The sequence below is a fragment of the Comamonas sp. 7D-2 genome (assembly GCF_022749555.1).
In the GTDB taxonomy this organism is placed as follows: Bacteria; Pseudomonadota; Gammaproteobacteria; order Burkholderiales; family Burkholderiaceae_C; genus Comamonas; species Comamonas thiooxydans.
Genome location: NZ_CP094238.1, coordinates 2,960,170 through 2,976,923 on the forward strand (window position 1 = coordinate 2,960,170; position 16,754 = coordinate 2,976,923).

At 61.5% G+C, this 16,754-nt stretch carries 16 protein-coding genes and 2 pseudogenes; 15 read left to right on the forward strand and 3 right to left on the reverse strand.

The window, feature by feature from the left end; genetic code table 11:
* Positions 1–41: 41 nt before the first annotated feature.
* From MPZ60_RS13580 to MPZ60_RS13600, 5 genes are all read left to right on the forward strand, one after another.
* Positions 42–1,019: a tripartite tricarboxylate transporter substrate binding protein gene (locus MPZ60_RS13580; RefSeq protein WP_242881640.1), complete on the forward strand. Its 978-nt coding sequence runs from the start codon at positions 42–44 to the stop codon at positions 1,017–1,019.
* A 34-nt stretch (positions 1,020–1,053) separates the two neighbouring features.
* Complete coding sequence (locus MPZ60_RS13585; RefSeq protein WP_242881638.1) at positions 1,054–2,313, forward strand: CaiB/BaiF CoA-transferase family protein; 1,260 nt, start codon at positions 1,054–1,056, stop codon at positions 2,311–2,313.
* Entirely contained in the window at positions 2,310–3,890 is a 1,581-nt protein-coding gene (locus MPZ60_RS13590; RefSeq protein ID WP_242881636.1) for an acyl-CoA carboxylase subunit beta, read from the forward strand. The genes MPZ60_RS13585 and MPZ60_RS13590 overlap by 4 nt, the downstream gene beginning before the upstream one ends.
* A gap of 20 nt (positions 3,891–3,910) precedes the next feature.
* On the forward strand, positions 3,911–4,879 hold the full coding sequence (locus tag MPZ60_RS13595; protein WP_242881633.1) for a tripartite tricarboxylate transporter substrate binding protein: 969 nt from the start codon (positions 3,911–3,913) through the stop codon (positions 4,877–4,879).
* 154 nt (positions 4,880–5,033) lie between these two features.
* Positions 5,034–6,137 carry a porin gene (locus MPZ60_RS13600; protein ID WP_242881630.1) on the forward strand — a complete coding sequence of 368 codons (1,104 nt, stop codon included), beginning with the start codon at positions 5,034–5,036 and terminating at the stop codon, positions 6,135–6,137.
* Between the two features lie 15 nt (positions 6,138–6,152).
* On the opposite strand, the gene MPZ60_RS13605 is transcribed toward MPZ60_RS13600, so the two are convergent.
* From MPZ60_RS13605 to MPZ60_RS13615, 3 genes and pseudogenes are all read right to left on the reverse strand, one after another.
* Positions 6,153–6,596 carry a MarR family winged helix-turn-helix transcriptional regulator gene (locus tag MPZ60_RS13605; RefSeq protein WP_242881628.1) on the reverse strand — a complete coding sequence of 148 codons (444 nt, stop codon included), beginning with the start codon at positions 6,594–6,596 and terminating at the stop codon, positions 6,153–6,155.
* Between the two features lie 189 nt (positions 6,597–6,785).
* Positions 6,786–7,052 (reverse strand): transposase, encoded by a 267-nt coding sequence (locus tag MPZ60_RS13610; protein ID WP_242881626.1) that lies wholly within the window; start codon positions 7,050–7,052, stop codon positions 6,786–6,788.
* A 217-nt stretch (positions 7,053–7,269) separates the two neighbouring features.
* Positions 7,270–7,561: pseudogene (locus MPZ60_RS13615) on the reverse strand (helix-turn-helix domain-containing protein).
* Positions 7,562–7,796: 235 nt separating this feature from the next.
* On the opposite strand from MPZ60_RS13615, the pseudogene MPZ60_RS13620 reads away from it, so the two are divergent.
* The 10 genes and pseudogenes from MPZ60_RS13620 to MPZ60_RS13665 all read left to right on the forward strand — a co-directional run.
* Positions 7,797–8,021, forward strand: a pseudogene (locus tag MPZ60_RS13620) (DUF2958 domain-containing protein); the annotation flags it as partial.
* Between the two features lie 320 nt (positions 8,022–8,341).
* Positions 8,342–9,127: a DUF2285 domain-containing protein gene (locus tag MPZ60_RS13625; RefSeq protein ID WP_242881623.1), complete on the forward strand. Its 786-nt coding sequence runs from the start codon at positions 8,342–8,344 to the stop codon at positions 9,125–9,127.
* An 83-nt stretch (positions 9,128–9,210) separates the two neighbouring features.
* The gene (locus MPZ60_RS13630; protein WP_242881620.1) at positions 9,211–9,513 is read left to right on the forward strand and encodes an AlpA family transcriptional regulator; all 303 of its coding nucleotides are present in this window, start codon (positions 9,211–9,213) and stop codon (positions 9,511–9,513) included.
* 26 nt (positions 9,514–9,539) lie between these two features.
* Positions 9,540–10,397 (forward strand): replication initiator protein A, encoded by an 858-nt coding sequence (locus MPZ60_RS13635; protein WP_242882080.1) that lies wholly within the window; start codon positions 9,540–9,542, stop codon positions 10,395–10,397.
* A gap of 265 nt (positions 10,398–10,662) precedes the next feature.
* Positions 10,663–11,301 (forward strand): ParA family partition ATPase, encoded by a 639-nt coding sequence (gene parA, locus MPZ60_RS13640; RefSeq protein ID WP_242882079.1) that lies wholly within the window; start codon positions 10,663–10,665, stop codon positions 11,299–11,301.
* Positions 11,298–11,582 (forward strand): chromosome partitioning protein ParB, encoded by a 285-nt coding sequence (locus tag MPZ60_RS13645; protein WP_242882078.1) that lies wholly within the window; start codon positions 11,298–11,300, stop codon positions 11,580–11,582. The genes parA and MPZ60_RS13645 overlap by 4 nt, the downstream gene beginning before the upstream one ends.
* Positions 11,579–12,124: a DUF2840 domain-containing protein gene (locus MPZ60_RS13650; protein ID WP_242882077.1), complete on the forward strand. Its 546-nt coding sequence runs from the start codon at positions 11,579–11,581 to the stop codon at positions 12,122–12,124. Before MPZ60_RS13645 ends, MPZ60_RS13650 begins: the two co-directional genes overlap by 4 nt.
* A complete protein-coding gene (locus MPZ60_RS13655) occupies positions 12,121–12,717 on the forward strand; it encodes a S26 family signal peptidase (protein ID WP_242882076.1) in 597 nt (198 codons plus the stop codon). The genes MPZ60_RS13650 and MPZ60_RS13655 overlap by 4 nt, the downstream gene beginning before the upstream one ends.
* A gap of 472 nt (positions 12,718–13,189) precedes the next feature.
* Positions 13,190–15,184 (forward strand): relaxase/mobilization nuclease and DUF3363 domain-containing protein, encoded by a 1,995-nt coding sequence (locus MPZ60_RS13660; RefSeq protein ID WP_242882075.1) that lies wholly within the window; start codon positions 13,190–13,192, stop codon positions 15,182–15,184.
* 215 nt (positions 15,185–15,399) lie between these two features.
* Positions 15,400–16,743, forward strand: a complete 1,344-nt coding sequence (locus tag MPZ60_RS13665) for a ferric reductase-like transmembrane domain-containing protein (RefSeq protein ID WP_242882074.1) — start codon at positions 15,400–15,402, stop codon at positions 16,741–16,743.
* Positions 16,744–16,754 lie beyond the last annotated feature (11 nt).

The following is a 16,754-nucleotide window of genomic DNA, read 5'->3' on the forward strand; positions in this document are numbered from 1 at the left end:
CAGACATCTACAACACGGCCGCCTTTCATCAGGAGACAACGGTGATCACACGCAGAATGGCCTTGCAGGCCACACTCGCAGCTGCTGCATACTCTCAACAAAGCATAGCAGCCTCAGGACCCTACCCTTACAAACCCATTACGCTGATCGTTCCCTTTGCAGCGGGCAATGTAACCGATGGCGTAGCGCGTCTGGTGGGCGACAGTCTGGCCAAGACTTTAGGACAGGCGGTCGTTATTGACAACCGCGTGGGGGCCAGCGGCATGATTGGCATGTCTGCCATCAAGCGCGGAGCCACTGACGGATATACGCTGGGTTTAAGTGCCATAGGCCCGATGGCGCTCAATCCGGCGCTGTATAAAAACCTCAGCTATGACCCGCTGCGGGACTACCGCGCCATCAGCATCATTTACCAAGGACCCATGTTCTTGCTGGTGGATGCACGATCCGAGCTGAAATCTGTACAGGATGTCTTGCAACTGGCACGCAAAAGCCCTGCCCCATTGCAATACACGACGCCTGGTGTGGGCTCCTCCCAGCATCTGACAGCTGAATTGTTTGCCAGCAGCGCGGGGGTCAAACTGCAACACATCCCTAGCAAAGGCAGCCCCCAAGCCGCCACCATGCTCCTCGGTGGTCTGGTGCCCTTGCTTATGGAGTCAGCTACACCCGCGCAATCGCTGATCAGTTCAGGCCAGATGCGGCCTCTGGCCATCAGCACCCCGGAGCGTGCCCACAACTACCCTTCTGTTCCCACTTTCGCCGAGGCAGGACTCAAAGATGTCAGCTCATTCGGCTGGCTGGTAGTGGTAGCACCGGCCAATACCCCACAAGAGCCCGTGGAGCGTATTTCACAGGCTCTCAAAAAAGTGATGACTCAAGCAGATATCAGCAAAGCCCTGGAGTCACAGGGCGCACAAGCCACCTGGATGGACCCACAGGCAAGCACTGAATTCGTGCGTGCAGAGCAGCAGAAATGGGGTCAGCTGATTCGCAAGCTTCAGCTATCCCTCGAATGAACGGTAGTCATTTTTTTCTATATTCAGATAAGCAATGAAGCAAGACAAACAAAAACACGAGGACATGAATGTCGGCGCACTTGCAGGCGTTCGTGTGATCGAACTAGGCAATACTTTTGCCGGCCCTGCCTGCGGCCGCCTGCTCGCAGATTTTGGTGCCGACGTCATCAAAGTAGAACCTCCTGGCGGGGATCCGGTACGCCAGATGGGCAAGTTCCATGAGGGGCAGTCGCTGCTGGCGACATCCATTCAGCGCGGCAAGCGCAGCATTTCGCTGGATTTAAAAAAAGCCAAGGCCAGAGACATTTTGAACGAGCTTATCAAGGGCGCGGATGTAGTGCTGGAAAACAACCGCCCCGGTGTGATGGAGCGTCTGGGTTTCAGCTACGACACCATGAAGGCCTTGAACCCCAGACTGGTATTTCTTCGCATCAGCGGATATGGCCAAACCGGCCCCAAGGCCAACGAGCCGGGATATGGTGCAATTTGCGATGCATTTGCCGGCGTGCGTCATCTAACGGGTGACCCTGACCGGGCTCCGTCGCGCGTGGCCTTGCCAACCACTGACTACCTCACCGCTGTTTATGGCGCTTTCGGTATTGCCATGGCCTTGTTCCGGCGTAATTTCACAGGCGAAGGCCAGCAAGTTGATGCCTCCTTGTTCGAGTCGGCCTTTTCCATGATGGAAGGCGACGTTCCCGCTTATCACAAGCTGGGATATGTGCCCATCCGCCAAGGTCCGAACTTGCCCAATGTGGCCCCCAACAGCCTCTATCCCACACGCGATGGCTATGTGCTGATCGCCGCCAATAACGATGCCACCTTCAGCCGGCTGGCCTCGCTGGTGTTTGCGGGGCAGGCCATCGACGCCAAGTTCCAGAGCGTCAAGGACCGAGGCGACAACGCGGCCGAGCTCGACGCCTTGATCAGTTCCTGGACCTCTAAACTCAGCAGTCTGGAGGTCGAGCAAGCCCTGGTCGACAAAGCGGTGCCAGTATCGCGTGTCAATACTTTGAAGGAAATTTTCGGCGAGCCACACTTCGCGGCGCGCCAGGCTTTGCTCGAAGTCACACATCCAAAACTGGGTCAGGTCAAGCAAGTAGGCATTGCCCCCAAGCTGTCCGCCACTCCTGGTCATGTGCGTTGGGCTGGTCACGAATGTGGTCAGGACACAATACAAATACTGAGAGATGAGCTGGGATATGACGATAGTTTCATTACGGATCTGTTGACTCAGCAGGTTGCTTTTACGCACACGCAAGCCACTCAAGGCACGATGGAGGCCATGGCATGACAGTGCCTGACTCGTCCGTCACCTGGCAAAAAGAGCGCAACGAGTTGCAGGCCCGATGTAGTGCAGCACAAGCCATGGGCGGCCCGACCAATCTGGCGCGGGCGCGCGAATTGGGCAAACTCAACGCACGCGAACGCATAGCAGCTTTTTACGCCAACGATAGCTATCGTGAGCTGGGAATGCTTGCCGGCAAAGGCAAGTATTCGCCCAATGGAGAACTGGAAAGCTTCACCCCGTCCAATCATGTTCTGACCATTGGACAGTCACAGGGTAAGCGACTCGTACTTATCTCGGATGACGCCAGCATTCGTGGTGGCTCATCCGAGGCAGCTGTCGCCGAAAAATGGATCTACGCCGATCGCTATGCCCACGAATACAAGCTGCCACTTGTGCGTCTAGTTGAAACAGCGGGCGGCAGCGTCAAATTGCTGGAGCAACTGGGTCACACCAAAATCCCCGGATATTCGCTTCTCCCCTCCGCCAAGCTGCTCGGAGAAGTTCCGGTAGTCGGTGTCGCTCTCGGAGCTTGTGCAGGACTTGGAGCCATCCGGGTTGGAACATCTCATTTCTCAGTCATGGTGCAAGGGCAAAGTCAGGTCTTTGCAGCCGGCCCTCCGGTAGTCAAGCGTGCGCTGGGTATGGATGTCGGCAAGGAAGAACTGGGTGGCTATGGCGTGCACAAGCTCAGCGGCGCCGTCAACAATGTGGCAGCCACCGAGCTAGAAGCCTTCGAGCAGGTGCATCGTTTTTTGAGCTATCTACCCGAAAACGTCTGGCAATTGCCTCCTCGTACCGACAACAATGACCCCCCCGGGCGTGCCGATGCTTGGCTCAATGAAGCCATCCCGGAAGACAGGCGCAAGATTTTCAAAGTCAAAGAGTTGCTCCGATGCATTTTTGATCAAGACTCCCTGTTCGAGCTTTCGCCAGGCTACGGCGCTTCGCTGGTCACTTTCTTTGCTCGGCTCAACGGTTACCCGGTTGGCGTCATTTCCAACAACCCGGCTGTGATGGGCGGCGCCTTGACCGTTGCCGCCGCACGCAAGCTCGAGCGCTTTGTCGATCTATGCGACACCTTTCACCTGCCCATCGTCAACCTGATGGATCAGCCCGGCACCATGACCGGTGTAGAGGCCGAGCGCCAAGGCACCATCGTGGCTGCGCTGAAAGCCTCTGCAGCCATTGAGCAGTCCTGCGTACCCTGGATCGGTATTGTCATCAGACGCTGCTTCGGCCTCGCCGGCGGCATGCTCACTCCTTGGGTCGGTGCCTCGGGCACCAGCTTGCTGCATCGCTTTGGCTGGCCTTCTGCTCGCTGGGGCTCTTTACCCATAGAAGGCGGTGTTGCGGCGGCCTACAAGACGGAACTGGCACAGGCAGATGACCCGCAAGAAGCCTTGCAGCAACTGGAAGCCAAGTTCCATGCCATTGGCTCGCCTTTGCGTACCGCTGAAAAATTCGGTGTGGTCGACATCATCGAACCGGCGCAAACCCGCTCTTTGCTATGCGACTGGATAGAAGATGCGCGACAACTCACCCAGCTACAACTAGGCCCAAAGTCACGCTATATGCGCTGAACTCAAGCAGGAGAATAACCATGAACCGGAGACATTGGATTTTGGCTGCAGCCTCAGCAGCAAGCTGCTTATCCTACGCGTCTGACAAAGCGGCAGACGCCACGCCCATCAAACTCGTCGTGCCCTATACCGCTGGAGGAGCTGCTGATTATGTAGCCCGTGTCTATGCCGAAGAAATGGGCAAGTCACTGAAGCGCAGCATCGTGGTAGAAAACCGCCCCGGCGCCGGTGGCGCAGTCGCAGGTGCCTACGTAGCCCGGGAAAAGCCGGATGGCAATACCTTGATGCTGACATCGGTCAGCATTCACGCAATCAACCCCACAATGGCTCCTGCAAGCTATGACCCGAACAAGGATCTGGCTCCGATTGCCATCATTGGCAATGGCTACACCGCTCTAGTAGTCAGCAAAAACTCACGCTTTAACACGCTGTCTGATCTGATCAACTATGGCAAGGCCAACCCCGACAAGCTCTCCTATGGCTCATCGGGCAATGGCTCCATTACGCATCTAAGCGCTATCTATTTTTTGCAGGCAGCCGGCATCAAGGCGCTTCATGCCCCCTATCGCGGCAACCCTCAGGTCATGACCGACCTCGTGGGAGGACTGCTTGATTTCACGATGGATGGCGTCTGGATCACCTCGGTCAAAGGGGGCAATGTCAAAGCGCTGGCCTACGCCGCACCCAAACGCAACCCGGCAATGCCTCACATACCGATTATTGCCGAGTCTGGTGTCAGCAACTACGAAGCGTTCGCCCCCTGGATTGGCTTTGTCGCCCCCTCCGGTACTCCACAGTCCACGCTGGAACTTTATGAAAAAACCATTCTGGAGGCGAGCCACAACCCAGCGGTCAGCAAAAAGCTGGCAGATGCAGGCATCGAGCCCGAAAGCATGGGCAGAGCCAGCATGCAAAAGCTAATACAACGCGATGTTCAGCGCATCGGCGACACGGTGCGCAAGCTGCAACTGAACGCACCCAAACCCTGAAATCGAGCCCCATCTGCAGATGGGTTCGAAACAGAAAGCCCCCCGAGCCTCCCAAGAACGAGGCCGATACAAACCACTTGACCACAGTGAGGAGACCATGAAGCACCACCCCAATCCAGACAACCCAGACCATTCAAGACAGGTACCCACTGGCTTGAGCATCGCCTTGGCCGCCCTGGCCAGTCTGGGCATATACACCCCGGCTCAGGCCGACTCCCTGTCCATAAGCGGCATTGTCGACGCAGGCTTGCGCCACGACTGGGGGGCAAGCACAGGCTCCAGCACTCGGCTGGATTCCGGGCAGATGATTGCCAGTCGCTTTACACTCGCTGGTGAAGAAGCGCTTGGAAACGGCCTCAAGGCAGGCTTTGTGCTCGAAGCGGGCTTCAGCCCCGACACCGGATCGGGGCATGCCAACCCGCCGGGAGCACCCGCAAGCTCTCTGACTTTTGGACGCACATCGGCTGTATCGCTGGGCAGCGACACAGCAGGTTACATCTCCATGGGCCGTCAATACACGCCACTGTGGTCGGTCACCGGCAGCCCCAGCAGTGACCCCTTTGGAGCGGCTTGGCTTGGCGGGGTCAATACCTTGTTTAGCACCACGGTGCGTGCCAGCAACTCCATCGCCTACACTTATGGTTATGGCCCAAGAGCCCTGCTGCGCGCAGCACCTGCGCAAGGCCTGGGTCTGGCAGCCATGTACAGCGCCGCCGAGGCCGATGGAGCGGCAGCCAGCCAATCAGGCCAGCAACTGGGCTTCAATGCCTCCTATGGCTCAGGCCCTTTCTGGCTAGGTTATGGCTTTCATCAGATACGTGGCAGCAATCTCAACATCAGTGCCACTGCGGCGGTGACAGATATACCCGTCATTCGACAGCAAACGCTCGTTGCCTCGTATCAATGGGGCAACACACGGCTGCATGCGGGCGTCAATACTGGCAAATCCAATGCTCCTGGCAACACCGCCCTGCATCGCAAAAACTGGCATATCGGCCTGACTAGCAGCTTGAGCCCTCAGCATACCGTTCGTGCTCTATTTGGCCGCTCCAATGATGCCAGCTCCGCCAGCAGCAGCTTCAGCACCTTCCAGATCGGCTACCAATACAACTTGAGCAAGCGCTCCATGCTGTACACGGCCTACGGCCATATCGATAACAATAGCAGGTCAAGCAAGGCTTTTGCGGCTTCCAGTGGGACGTATCTGGCAGGCGCCACACCCAAGTCCTGGATTGCCGGCATGCGACACAATTTTTAAAGTCGCTTCCCAGCCTTAATGCACTAAACCTTCGAGCAGCTTTTTCAACTGCTCGAAGCCGTCTACACCAAGCTTCTTTGCATAAGATTTTTCAACCTGCGTGATGGCTTCGCTGACAGCTTTGACATGCTCGACGGACTCATCGGTCAACTGCACCAGAAACGCTCGGCCATCGGTAGGATCGGGCAGACGCACGAGCAGGCCCAGCTTTTCCAGTTCGACAATCTTTTTACCTATCGCCTGTTTGGACATTCCCGCCCGCTCGGCCAGCGCCGTGTTGCGTGTTCCCTCTGGATCTATATAAGGCGTCAAAGCCAGCAACTGCTGCGGTACGCTGCCGTAACCCGTGGCTTCCAGTTGCTCATCCACCCTTTTCAGAAAATCCCGTCTTGCCTGCAACAGCAGCCGGCCAATCGCTCGTTGACGGATGGAAAACAGATCATTTTGGTACTTTGCCACTAGACGGTTCTTTACTCTCTGGAATAAGACATGGGCCTGGCCTCTGCACAGCACGGACTGAATCGCGGCCAGAGCTGCCGCAGTGCCCGCATGATACTCTGTCAGCCTTGAACAATGTGCAAGCCCTGCGCAGGCTCAGCCAATGCTCACTCATGAGCGTTCGAACAATGGACTGTCGACGCTCCGGGGTCAGAGCTTTCGCTCTACGACATCCTTCAAGGCATGGTGCACAAGCGCCAAATCGGCGTACATGCGCTTGAGCTTGGCATTCTCTTCTTGCAACTGCCGCATCTGATCCAGATGAGACACGGACATCCCCGAATACTGGCTCTTCCACTTGTAGTAAGTGGCATCGCTGATGCCATGTTTGCGGCAGGTATCGCCGACCTTGGCGCCGAGTTCGACCTCTTTGAGGATGGCGACGATTTGCGCTTCACTGAATCTGGATTTCTTCATGCAGAGACCTCCGTGGGGAGGATTCTCTACTTTTGAATGGAGCGAAGATTCGAGGAGGCTTCACCTTAATAGAGCTCTGCTGAATACGATACAGCAATCACGCGAGAAACGAAGAGCCCAATGACAGGTAAAGGTGGCTGCGGGCAATCGCTTGCCAAAGCTCTGCTGCCGCAACCAGCTTGAAGTAGGTGTTCAAGTTGGTGGTGTGGCTGGTAGCCTAATGCTGGGCTGCCGCTGCGAGCTGACTTTCAGCCTCGCTCATCAGCACCGCCGTGCTGCATTCGAGCGCGCCAGCGATCTTGAAGATGATTGCCAGCGTGGGCATGTGCGTGCCACGCTCGATTTTTCCCATGTGTGAGCGTTCGATGCCAGCCAGGCGCCAGCGATTCCTGTGCAATACCGCGCTCTATCCGCAGCGCACGCACCGCTGCGCCGAAGGCGTGGGCCAACTCGGCGTCATGGGTGGTGGAGCCGGCCGGTCGGCCGGGTTGGACGGATCGCTTCTGCATAGCCAGAAGCGTCGATTCGCAGCACAATTAAAACCACGTTATCTTTAACTCATTAATTAAAATCCAGCTGTTTGTGCTTCTACAGAAATCCGTTTCTACGGATTCCTACAAAGGCGCAGAGCCACAGAATCACAAGTGTGCACATACACAAATCCGCCGATACGCTTTCACGCTTTAGTGGATTTGTGCAGCGACGGGAATCACTATGAATCCGCTCATCACCGAGGATGACCGTGTACGCCTGCTGGCCGCGCTTGATCCTGCCGATGGCGACACAGCTTGGGCCCTCATCGACTTGGGAATCGGGATGCCCGCGCAGGGCAAGGTCAAGTTGTCCGAACTGGCTGGCATCGTCGGGCCGCGCCAGCAGTCGGTGATGCGCGATCTCTATTTCCGCCCCTCTCGCACGCTGTCGGAATACACCCGGCTGGCCGAGCAGGATGGAGCGATCCCGGACTGAACACGGCTGATTGTGACTTTTTCAGTCTGGTGTCATGCGCGGTAAGTCTCAATCGGGATTCTTGCAGCATAGCCGCACCAGTCTGATCCAAACAGACATGATTCCCGGCGCGGGTTACGTCAGGCTGGTCAATGCAGTGCTCCCAGTTCTTGGAGCTGCCGCCGCCGCATTGAGACAAACATCGCAACACGTCGCAACACATCGGAGCCATTCGGTTCTGACCCCTTCCACCCACTTAGCAACTTCCTACGTTCCGACGATGGCGATGTAGCGCGTAGTCCTTCCGTGGCGGCGAATCCTGTTCGCAGGGAGGAGGCGTCATGGTCAATCCCCATCACCTCGCACACTGGTATCCCACAGCTGCATACCTGTTTGTCCTGTGGCTCGATACGCTCGCACTGGCCTGGGAATACCTACGCAGGAATCCCGACTACCGGCTCGACTGGCTGCGCCACCATCACCGTCCACAAGCCGCACAGCAGGCGGCGCTTCGCTGGGGGTTGCGCCTGCTGGAAGACCCGGCGCTGGATGCGCGCGATGCGCATCCAGCCTGGCTTCCAGGTTCCGATACTGTGGCGCAGCTCTACCCCGATGCCGATCCGCCGCCGGATGCGCCCGTGTTTGCGTTCTGGCGCATCGCTGGCCACAAACACCTGCTGCATGACGGAAAGACATTGGCGCTGATTGCGCGCAGTCCTAGCCGCTGCCTGCGCTTCGCGCTGGCACCCGGCCTGGAGGACGGCATGGCCGTAGCCTATGCCCATCGAGGACGTGGTGGCGGCGGCGCTGCCGCGCCTGCTCGCAGCGATGCGCAGGGCTCGGTCATTGCCGATGTCAGGCACAGACCGACACCGGCCGCGCTGCTGGAACTGCACACTTTGCAGGCGCTCGACGCCACCCTGGCGGGTGCGTCCTTGCGCGAGGTGGCCGAAGGCTTGTTCGGCGCGGATGCTGCGGCTGGCTGGCACAGCGACGATGGCTTGCGCTCCAAGGTTCGCCGCCTGGTACGGCGTGGCGATGCGCTGATGCGCGGCGGCTATCTCCACCTAGCACAGCTTGTGCCGCTTGAGAAGGGTCGTTTTGAAGGGAACGCAAAACGACCCTGAGCAGGACAGCATGATTTTCTGAGACTGCCTCCATCCGGTTGCGCTGTGTGGCTGGTACTTCGAAAGCTATGGAGGTTCTCACCATGCGTCCTGCTCCGCTACGACCCGCCGTTATCCCCGCCGTTGCACCTGCAATTGCCTCGACTGCTGCGGCCCAGCCACAGCGCTATCTCACCAATGACGAAGCCGCCGAGTACCTGCGCCTGTCACCACGCACGCTGGAGAAGCAGCGCGTGATCGGCGGTGGGCCTAAATTTCGCAAGTTCGGCCGCCGCGTCATGTACGCCGTGGCCGATCTCGATGCCTGGGCTGCTGACCGCAGTTTCGAGACGACTTCCGATCCTGAGTACGCCGAGCACCACTCGGCGGACAGCCGTGCGCGCTGACCGCGGGCGCGCAGCAGGCCCTCGCCATGTCCAGCACATCGCTGCCCCAGCGGCAGCGGCCATTGCAAGAGCGCGAACAGCTCGCCCTGCTCCGCGCCTTGCCGGGCGACATGGCGCCGCGCGACAGCCAGGACCTGATGGCCTTTCCGTTTTTCTCGTTGGCGAAGTCCCGGCGCACGGCGCCGATCGACTTTCGCAGCGGGAACGTCACGATCCGCGTGGAGGGTACGCAAGAGCACGGGATTGCCACGATTTGGGATGCCGACATCCTGATCTGGGCAGCCAGCCAGATTGTGGAAGCACGCGACGCGGGCCTGCGCCCGTCGCGGCTGATGCAGGCCACGCCCTACGAGATCCTGCGCTTCATCGGGCGCGGTACCTCGCTGCGCGACTACCAGCGCCTCAAGGCGGCCTTGGATCGCCTGCAATCCACCACGGTGGCCACGTCCATCCGCGAGACGACTGGGCGGCGCCTGCATCGCTTCTCGTGGATCAACGAGTGGAAGGAGCTGGCCGATGCCAAGGGCACGCCCTTGGGGCTGGAGCTGATCCTGCCGGACTGGTTCTATGCCGGCGTCATGGATGCAGCCCTGGTGCTGACCATCGACCCGGCGTATTTCCGGCTCACGGGCGGCATCGAGCGCTGGCTGTACCGGCTGGTGCGCAAGCACGGTGGGCGGCAGCCGGGTGGGTGGCAATTCGACTTCCAGCACCTGTACCGCAAATCGGGCAGCGTGGCACGTTACTACGACTTCGCCGCCGACCTGCGGGCGCTGGTGGCGCGGCAAGCCGTACCGGGCTACCAGTTGGGCATCGAGTGCGTCTCGGGCATTTCCTCTCCGCTGCTGACGTTCCGGCCCGTGCCGCAAACGGCACGGGGATAACTGCGCCCAAGCCTGTGGACGGGCTCGTGCTATCAGGCAACAGATGTATCGTGCTATCAGGCAACGAATCCTCGTGCTATCAGGCAACAAAATCGGCCGCAAAGCCAATGCTGGCGCGGGTTTCGGCCTCTCCTAACTTCCCTAACTTAAATTCTCTAACTTTTAGTAGCAGCGCCGCGCTTCGGTGGACAATCTCCACACCTGCGAACGCAAGGCACGAAAACCAGCAGCAACAGCCAGGTTCTCCTGCAGGGAGGGCCAGGTCATGATCATTGCTCTGCTCAACCAGAAAGGCGGGGTGGGCAAGACCACACTCGCCACCCACATCGCAGGCGAGTTGGCGATGCGCGGCCAGCAGGTCGTGCTGCTGGACGCCGATCCGCAGGGTTCATCGCTGGACTGGACACAGCGCAGAAGCCAGCAAGGTTTGCCAAGGCTATTCAGCGCCGTAGGCCTCGCCCGCGAAACGCTGCACCAGGAAGCCCCAGAACTCGCCAGGCGGGCCGATCACGTCGTCATCGACGGCCCGCCGCGCATCGCTGCCTTGGCGCGCTCCGCGTTGCTGGCGGCCGAGCGCGTGCTGATCCCGGTGCAGCCCAGCCCCTACGACCTGTGGGCCAGCGCCGAGATGGTGGCGCTGATCCGCGAGGCGCAAGTCTTTCGGCCGCAGCTTCGCGCGGCCTTCGTCATCAACCGGCGTGTAAGTACCACTGTGATCGGGCGCGAAGCACGCCAGGCGTTGGCCGACCAGCCGCTTCCTGTGCTGCGCGCGGAAGTGCATCAGCGCATCGTGTTCGCCGACAGTGTGGCCGCTGGCCGGCTGGCACGCGAGACGGCGCCGGACAGCGTAGCCGCCCGCGAAATCACAGCGCTGGTCGATGAACTGCTGCGGGGGCCGTCATGACAGCGAAGCCGCCACCGAACAGCAAACGCCCGGCCAAGAGGGTCGGTATTGGCGCGCGTCCGCCCGCGAATCCGCATGCCGAGGCGTGGATTCGTCAGGGCGATGCCGATGCGCTGGGCAAGGGCGACCTCTACACGGCTCGCCTGACCCTCGACATCACGCCCGCGATGCGTGCTCGCCTCAAGGTTTCGGCCTTCACGCAAGGCGTGACCGTGGCCGACCTGTTGCGCGGCCTGCTGGAGCGGGAGTTTCCTGAGCAATGCAGAGAGAACACCCCATGAACGCATCCGCTTTGTCTACCCCAGCGCCTGTCGCCTTCGCGGCCACGGCTGCGCTCGCAGCACCTTCCGGCCAGCCTGCCAGCGCGCCGCTGACGCGCGTGGCACTGGCCTACATCGAGGCACGCTTCAAACTCTACCTGCGCTTTGGCGAACCCGTGCGCACGCACCAGCTCGACCGCTGGCGTCGCAGCGCGGTGTTTCTGCCGGGCGCAATGTTCTGCCGCATCCGTTGGCAATCCAATGACTATGGCACTGTGCGCTGGCAGCTCATGGTGATGCAGGCTTGCACGCCCCTGGACGCGGCGCAGCGCATTCCCGGCGTGCAGCCAGGCGCGCGCTTGCTGCTGCATGTCGAAGGCGACAACGCCGTGCGCGCTGTGCTGGAACGCATCGACGCCATCGAAACGCTGGGCATCGCACCAGTCGCTGTCTCGACAGCGTACTGGCGCACGCTCGCCAACCGGCTCGCTGCGCGCCTGCAGCTACCCGAATACAGCGCCGAGCGGCATGCCGCCTGGCTCATCGTGAGGGAGCTGCCATGACCGCCGTTTCCACTTACTGCACCATGCCTCATCATCGCTCGCCTCGCGCACGTTTGCGCGCTCGCATCGTGCTGGCGTGCTTATCCGCCTGCGGCCTCGCTGCGCTGGCCTGGGCGTCCTTCGTGCAGCCGCTGCCGCGGCTGATCTACAACCCGTCCGACAGCGTGGCGGTTGGCTGGTATCGTGTCGATCCGCTGGTCCACGGCACTGGCTCGCTGCCACCCGCATTGCGCGTGGGCAGCATCGTTCTGACCACGCTGCCGCCAGACGCCGCCGCGCTGGCTGCGCAGCGCGGCTACCTGCCGGTGCGCGTGCCACTGCTAAAGCGCGTGGGTGCCGTCGCGTCGCAGCATGTGTGCGTGTTCGATGCGCTGGTGTGGATCGACGGGGTGCCGATGGCTGCCGTTCGGCCCACCGACCGGCTGGGCCGTCCGCTGCCGTCCTGGCCGCAGTGCCGGCAGCTCCGGTCTGGCGAACTGTTCCTGTTGAGCACTACCAATCCGGCGTCGTTTGACAGCCGGTATTTTGGGCCGGTCAGCGCATCCGCCGTGATCGGCGTTGCGCGTCCGGTCTGGCTGGACTCCCGCCCATGACGGCCGTCGATTCGCTGTACGTCGCCGTGCATCTCATCGTGCAATCGAGCATGTCGTTCTGCGGTTTGTCGCCGTGTCGTCGCTCGTGCAGTGTAGGTGCGGATCCTGCGTATCCGGCACCGTACTTCGCGCTGCCTTCGGCGCAGCCGTCCAACGTGCAGGCGTCTTGCCTCGAACGCGCCCGGCCTTCGGCCCTCACCGCGCTGGTTCGCGCGTTCGCCGGCACGCTGACTGCTCGCGCAGCAGCGCCGCCGGGCCGCCGCTGCCCGGAGCGCCAGCGAAGGGCAAAGGCGGAAGGCAAGACAAAAGGGGGCGGCACCTGTCGGCCCGCAAAGCCAGTCTGCACGTGGGGGTGGCGCGGCACGGCGCGGCTGCGCCGCCGTGCCGCTGGGGGCGCGAGGTCCGCGCCAAGACAAGGCTGCCCGGGTGCTTTGCACGACGGGGCACGCCGCAGCTTTCAGGGAGAGAACTCATGACCAATCGCCCCGATGATGATTTCCACATCCGCCCCAGCGCGCCGAAGAACCGGGGCCAGGGCTTCATCGCCAAGGTACTCAAGCAGACTGGCAAGGCCAGCAGCGGCAAGTCCTCGGTGCGCCGTCCGGCATCAGCTAGAAGCGGCAAGACCGACAGCCAGCGGCCCGGCTCGCGCCTGGGGCGCGGCCATACGGCGGCGCGGTTCGCGGGGGCGAAGCTCACGCCCATGTCGCGGCGCGTGACCATCAAGACCTTGCTGGTCAACCAGCAGCGGGCCAGCCCGCAGTCGCTCGCCAAGCACCTGCGCTACATCGAGCGCGACGGCGTGGGTCGCGATGGCGAGCCGGGCCGGGCCTACGGGCCGCAGACCGATGAAGCCGACCTTGACGCCTTCAAGGAACGCTGCGCCGATGACCGGCATCATTTCCGATTCATCGTCTCACCCGAGGATGGGGCCGAGCTGGAAGACCTGCGCACCTACACGCGGCACCTCATGGGCCGCATGGAAGCCGACCTGGGCACGCGGCTGGAATGGGTGGCGGTCGATCACTGGAACACCGATAACCCGCACACGCACCTGATCGTGCGCGGGCGTGACGACACGGGCAAAGACCTCATCATCGCGGGCGATTACATCGCCGATGGCTTTCGCGACCGCGCTGCCGAGCTGGTGACCGAATGGCTGGGGCCGCGCACCGAGTTGGAGATCCAGCAGACCTTGACGCGCGAGGTGGATCAGGAACGGTGGACGAGCCTGGATCGCACTTTGAAGCGCGAGCTTGGCGACGACGGCCGGGTGCAGATCGAACGCTTCAACGAACCCCGGCTGCAACGCCAGCGCCTGCTGCTGATCGGCCGCCTGCAGCGTTTGCAGCGCCTGGGCCTGGCCGATGAAGTGCAGCCCGGCACCTGGACCGTTCATGCCGATGCCGAGAAGACCTTGCGCGCCCTGGGCGAGCGCGGCGACATCATCCGTACCATGCAGCGGGCCATGAGCGGCCAACCGCGTGAATTGGCGGTGTTCGAGCCGGGCCAGGATGCCGATGGAAGCGGCCGAACCATCCTCGGCCGCGTGGCCGCGAAGGGTCTGGCCGACGAACTGCACGACCGGGGCTATCTGGTCATCGACGACGTGGACGGCAAGGCCCACTATGTCGCACTCAATGCCCGCGACGAGCTGGCGAACTATCCGACCGGCGCCGTGGTGGAGGTCAAGGGTTCGGCCGACGTGCGCGCGGCTGACCGCAGTATCGCCGCACTGGCGAGCGGTGGCCTGTACCGCACCGACCACCACCTTGCCATCGCCCAGGGCCAGGCCGTGCCGGGCCGCGATCCGCAAGAGGTTGTAGCTGCCCACGTCCGCCGGCTGGAAGCTCTGCGCCGCGCCGGCATCGTGGAGCACGTGGCCGAAGGGCTATGGAAGGTGCCGAGCGACCTGCCCGAGCAGGGCCGTCAGTATGACGCGCAGCGCCTGGGCGGCGTGGCCGTGGAGCTGAAATCGCACCTGCCCATCGAGAGGCAGGCCCGCGTAATTGGCGCGACCTGGCTGGATCAGCAATTGATCGGCGGCGGCAAGGGGCTGGGCGACCTGGGCTTTGGCGGCGAGGCCAAACAGGCCATACAGCAGCGCGCCGACTTCCTGGCCGAACAGGGGTTGGCCGAGCGGCGCGGGCAGCGCGTGATCCTGGCGCGCAACCTGCTGGGCACGCTGCGCAACCGGGAGCTGGCGCAGGCCGCGAAGGACATTGCAGGCGAAACGGGCCTGGAGCATCGGCCCGTGGCCGACGGGCAGCGCGTGGCCGGCATCTACCGGCGCAGCGTCATGCTCGCCAGCGGGCGCTACGCGATGCTTGATGACGGCATGGGCTTCTCGCTGGTGCCGTGGAAGCCGGTGATCGAACAGCGATTGGGGCAGCAGCTTTCCGCGACGGTTCGCGGCGGCGGGGCGTCCTGGGAGATTGGGCGGCATCGGGGGCCAACCATTTCTTGAGTCAAGGTAAAGCCACAAGCCGGTGGGCAAAATTAGATTTTATCCATAGATGGGTGATCAATCCAAAGCGTTACCAAAGGTTGGGATGCCAAAATTAGAATTATCTGTAATTTCGGATACACGGCCACATTCAAAGGCACGCTATCGCGTATATGGATTGATGGTTTCCGACCAGTGCCGCATGCGCCTTCCGCAGAATTTGGGGCAAATCCACGATGAAGAGAATAATTTGGACGTTCTGGTTTTTTGCGCTGGCATTGAGCGCTTTATGGCTTTTTACCGATACGCTCTGGCCTGCACAGTCCAACTACTTCGCCCTGCGAACGGTATGGATTCAATACAGCGGCGTACTGGCCATCGGCGCGATGTCCGTGGCGATGATGTTGGCCACGCGCCCGGCGTGGCTGGAGCCCAGCTTGAACGGACTGGACAAGATATACCGCCTGCACAAGTGGCTCGGCATCGCTGCTCTGGCCGCTGCAACAGTACACTGGCTGTGGGCGCAGGGTACTAAATGGGCCGTAGGCTGGGGCTGGCTGACGCGCCCCGCGCGCAAGCCCCGCGCAACGGCTGATTCAATGGGCTCCATTGAATCGGCGCTGCGTGGCTGGCGTGGACTGGCCGAGGACTTGGGCGAATGGGCCTTCTACGCCGTCGCCGTGCTACTGGTGCTGGCTTTGGTTAAGCGCTTTCCCTACCGGCTGTTCGCCAAGACGCACCACTGGATGGCAGCGATCTACTTGGTGCTGGCCTTCCACACCTTGGTGTTGGTGCAGTTCTCCTACTGGGCCCAGCCCGTGGGCTGGGCTTTGGCTATGCTGCTGGCGAGCGGCACGGTATCGGCGGTGTGGGTGCTGCTGGGCCGAGTCGGTGCGCAGCGCACCGCGCACGGTGTCATCGAATCGCTGCAGACCTACCCTGCGCTGAACGTGCTGGAAACCACCCTGCGGATGGACCCGGGCTGGCCCGGCCACCGGCCCGGGCAGTTTGCCTTCGCCATGTCCAACCCGAAAGAAGGCCCGCACCCCTACACGCTAGCCTCAGCCTGGGTGCCGGAAGACCGGCGCATTACCTTCATCACCAAGGCGCTGGGCGACCACACCCGCCGGCTGCCTGAGCGCCTACGGGTAGGCGACCAGGTAACGGTCGAGGGGCCTTACGGCTGCTTCACTTTCGACGACGAGAAGGCCCGCCAGATCTGGATCGGCGCCGGCATCGGTATCACGCCATTCATTGCGCGCATGAAGTATTTGGCGCAGCATAAAGGCCAAGACGCACGCCCGGTCGATTTGTTTCATCCTACGAGCGACGTTGATCCGCAGGTCATCGAGAAACTGCGCGCCGACAGCCAGGCGGCCGGCGTTGTGCTGCACCTGCTCATCGACAAGCAGAACGGTCGCCTGACGGGTGAACGCCTGCGTGCCATGGTGCCGGGTTGGAAAGACGCCAGCGTCTGGTTCTGCGGCCCCACGGCCTTCGGCCGCGCGTTGCGCGCCGACCTGCTGGCCCAGGGGCTGGAGCCGGAGGCGTTCCACCAGGAGCTTTTCGAGATGCGCTGAATGGAAGAAAG

What these genes read in the sequence shown, in the direction of transcription:
- MPZ60_RS13585 (WP_242881638.1), top strand. Translation starts at nt 1,054, where the DNA reads ATGAAGCAAGACAAACAAAAACACGAGGACATGAATGTCGGCGCACTT.
- MPZ60_RS13590 (WP_242881636.1), top strand. Translation starts at nt 2,310, where the DNA reads ATGACAGTGCCTGACTCGTCCGTCACCTGGCAAAAAGAGCGCAACGAG.
- MPZ60_RS13595 (WP_242881633.1), top strand. Translation starts at nt 3,911, where the DNA reads ATGAACCGGAGACATTGGATTTTGGCTGCAGCCTCAGCAGCAAGCTGC.
- MPZ60_RS13610 (WP_242881626.1), bottom strand. Translation starts at nt 7,052, where the DNA reads ATGAAGAAATCCAGATTCAGTGAAGCGCAAATCGTCGCCATCCTCAAA.
- MPZ60_RS13625 (WP_242881623.1), top strand. Translation starts at nt 8,342, where the DNA reads ATGGTCAATCCCCATCACCTCGCACACTGGTATCCCACAGCTGCATAC.
- MPZ60_RS13630 (WP_242881620.1), top strand. Translation starts at nt 9,211, where the DNA reads ATGCGTCCTGCTCCGCTACGACCCGCCGTTATCCCCGCCGTTGCACCT.
- MPZ60_RS13635 (WP_242882080.1), top strand. Translation starts at nt 9,540, where the DNA reads ATGTCCAGCACATCGCTGCCCCAGCGGCAGCGGCCATTGCAAGAGCGC.
- parA (WP_242882079.1), top strand. Translation starts at nt 10,663, where the DNA reads ATGATCATTGCTCTGCTCAACCAGAAAGGCGGGGTGGGCAAGACCACA.
- MPZ60_RS13645 (WP_242882078.1), top strand. Translation starts at nt 11,298, where the DNA reads ATGACAGCGAAGCCGCCACCGAACAGCAAACGCCCGGCCAAGAGGGTC.
- MPZ60_RS13650 (WP_242882077.1), top strand. Translation starts at nt 11,579, where the DNA reads ATGAACGCATCCGCTTTGTCTACCCCAGCGCCTGTCGCCTTCGCGGCC.
- MPZ60_RS13655 (WP_242882076.1), top strand. Translation starts at nt 12,121, where the DNA reads ATGACCGCCGTTTCCACTTACTGCACCATGCCTCATCATCGCTCGCCT.
- MPZ60_RS13660 (WP_242882075.1), top strand. Translation starts at nt 13,190, where the DNA reads ATGACCAATCGCCCCGATGATGATTTCCACATCCGCCCCAGCGCGCCG.
- MPZ60_RS13665 (WP_242882074.1), top strand. Translation starts at nt 15,400, where the DNA reads ATGAAGAGAATAATTTGGACGTTCTGGTTTTTTGCGCTGGCATTGAGC.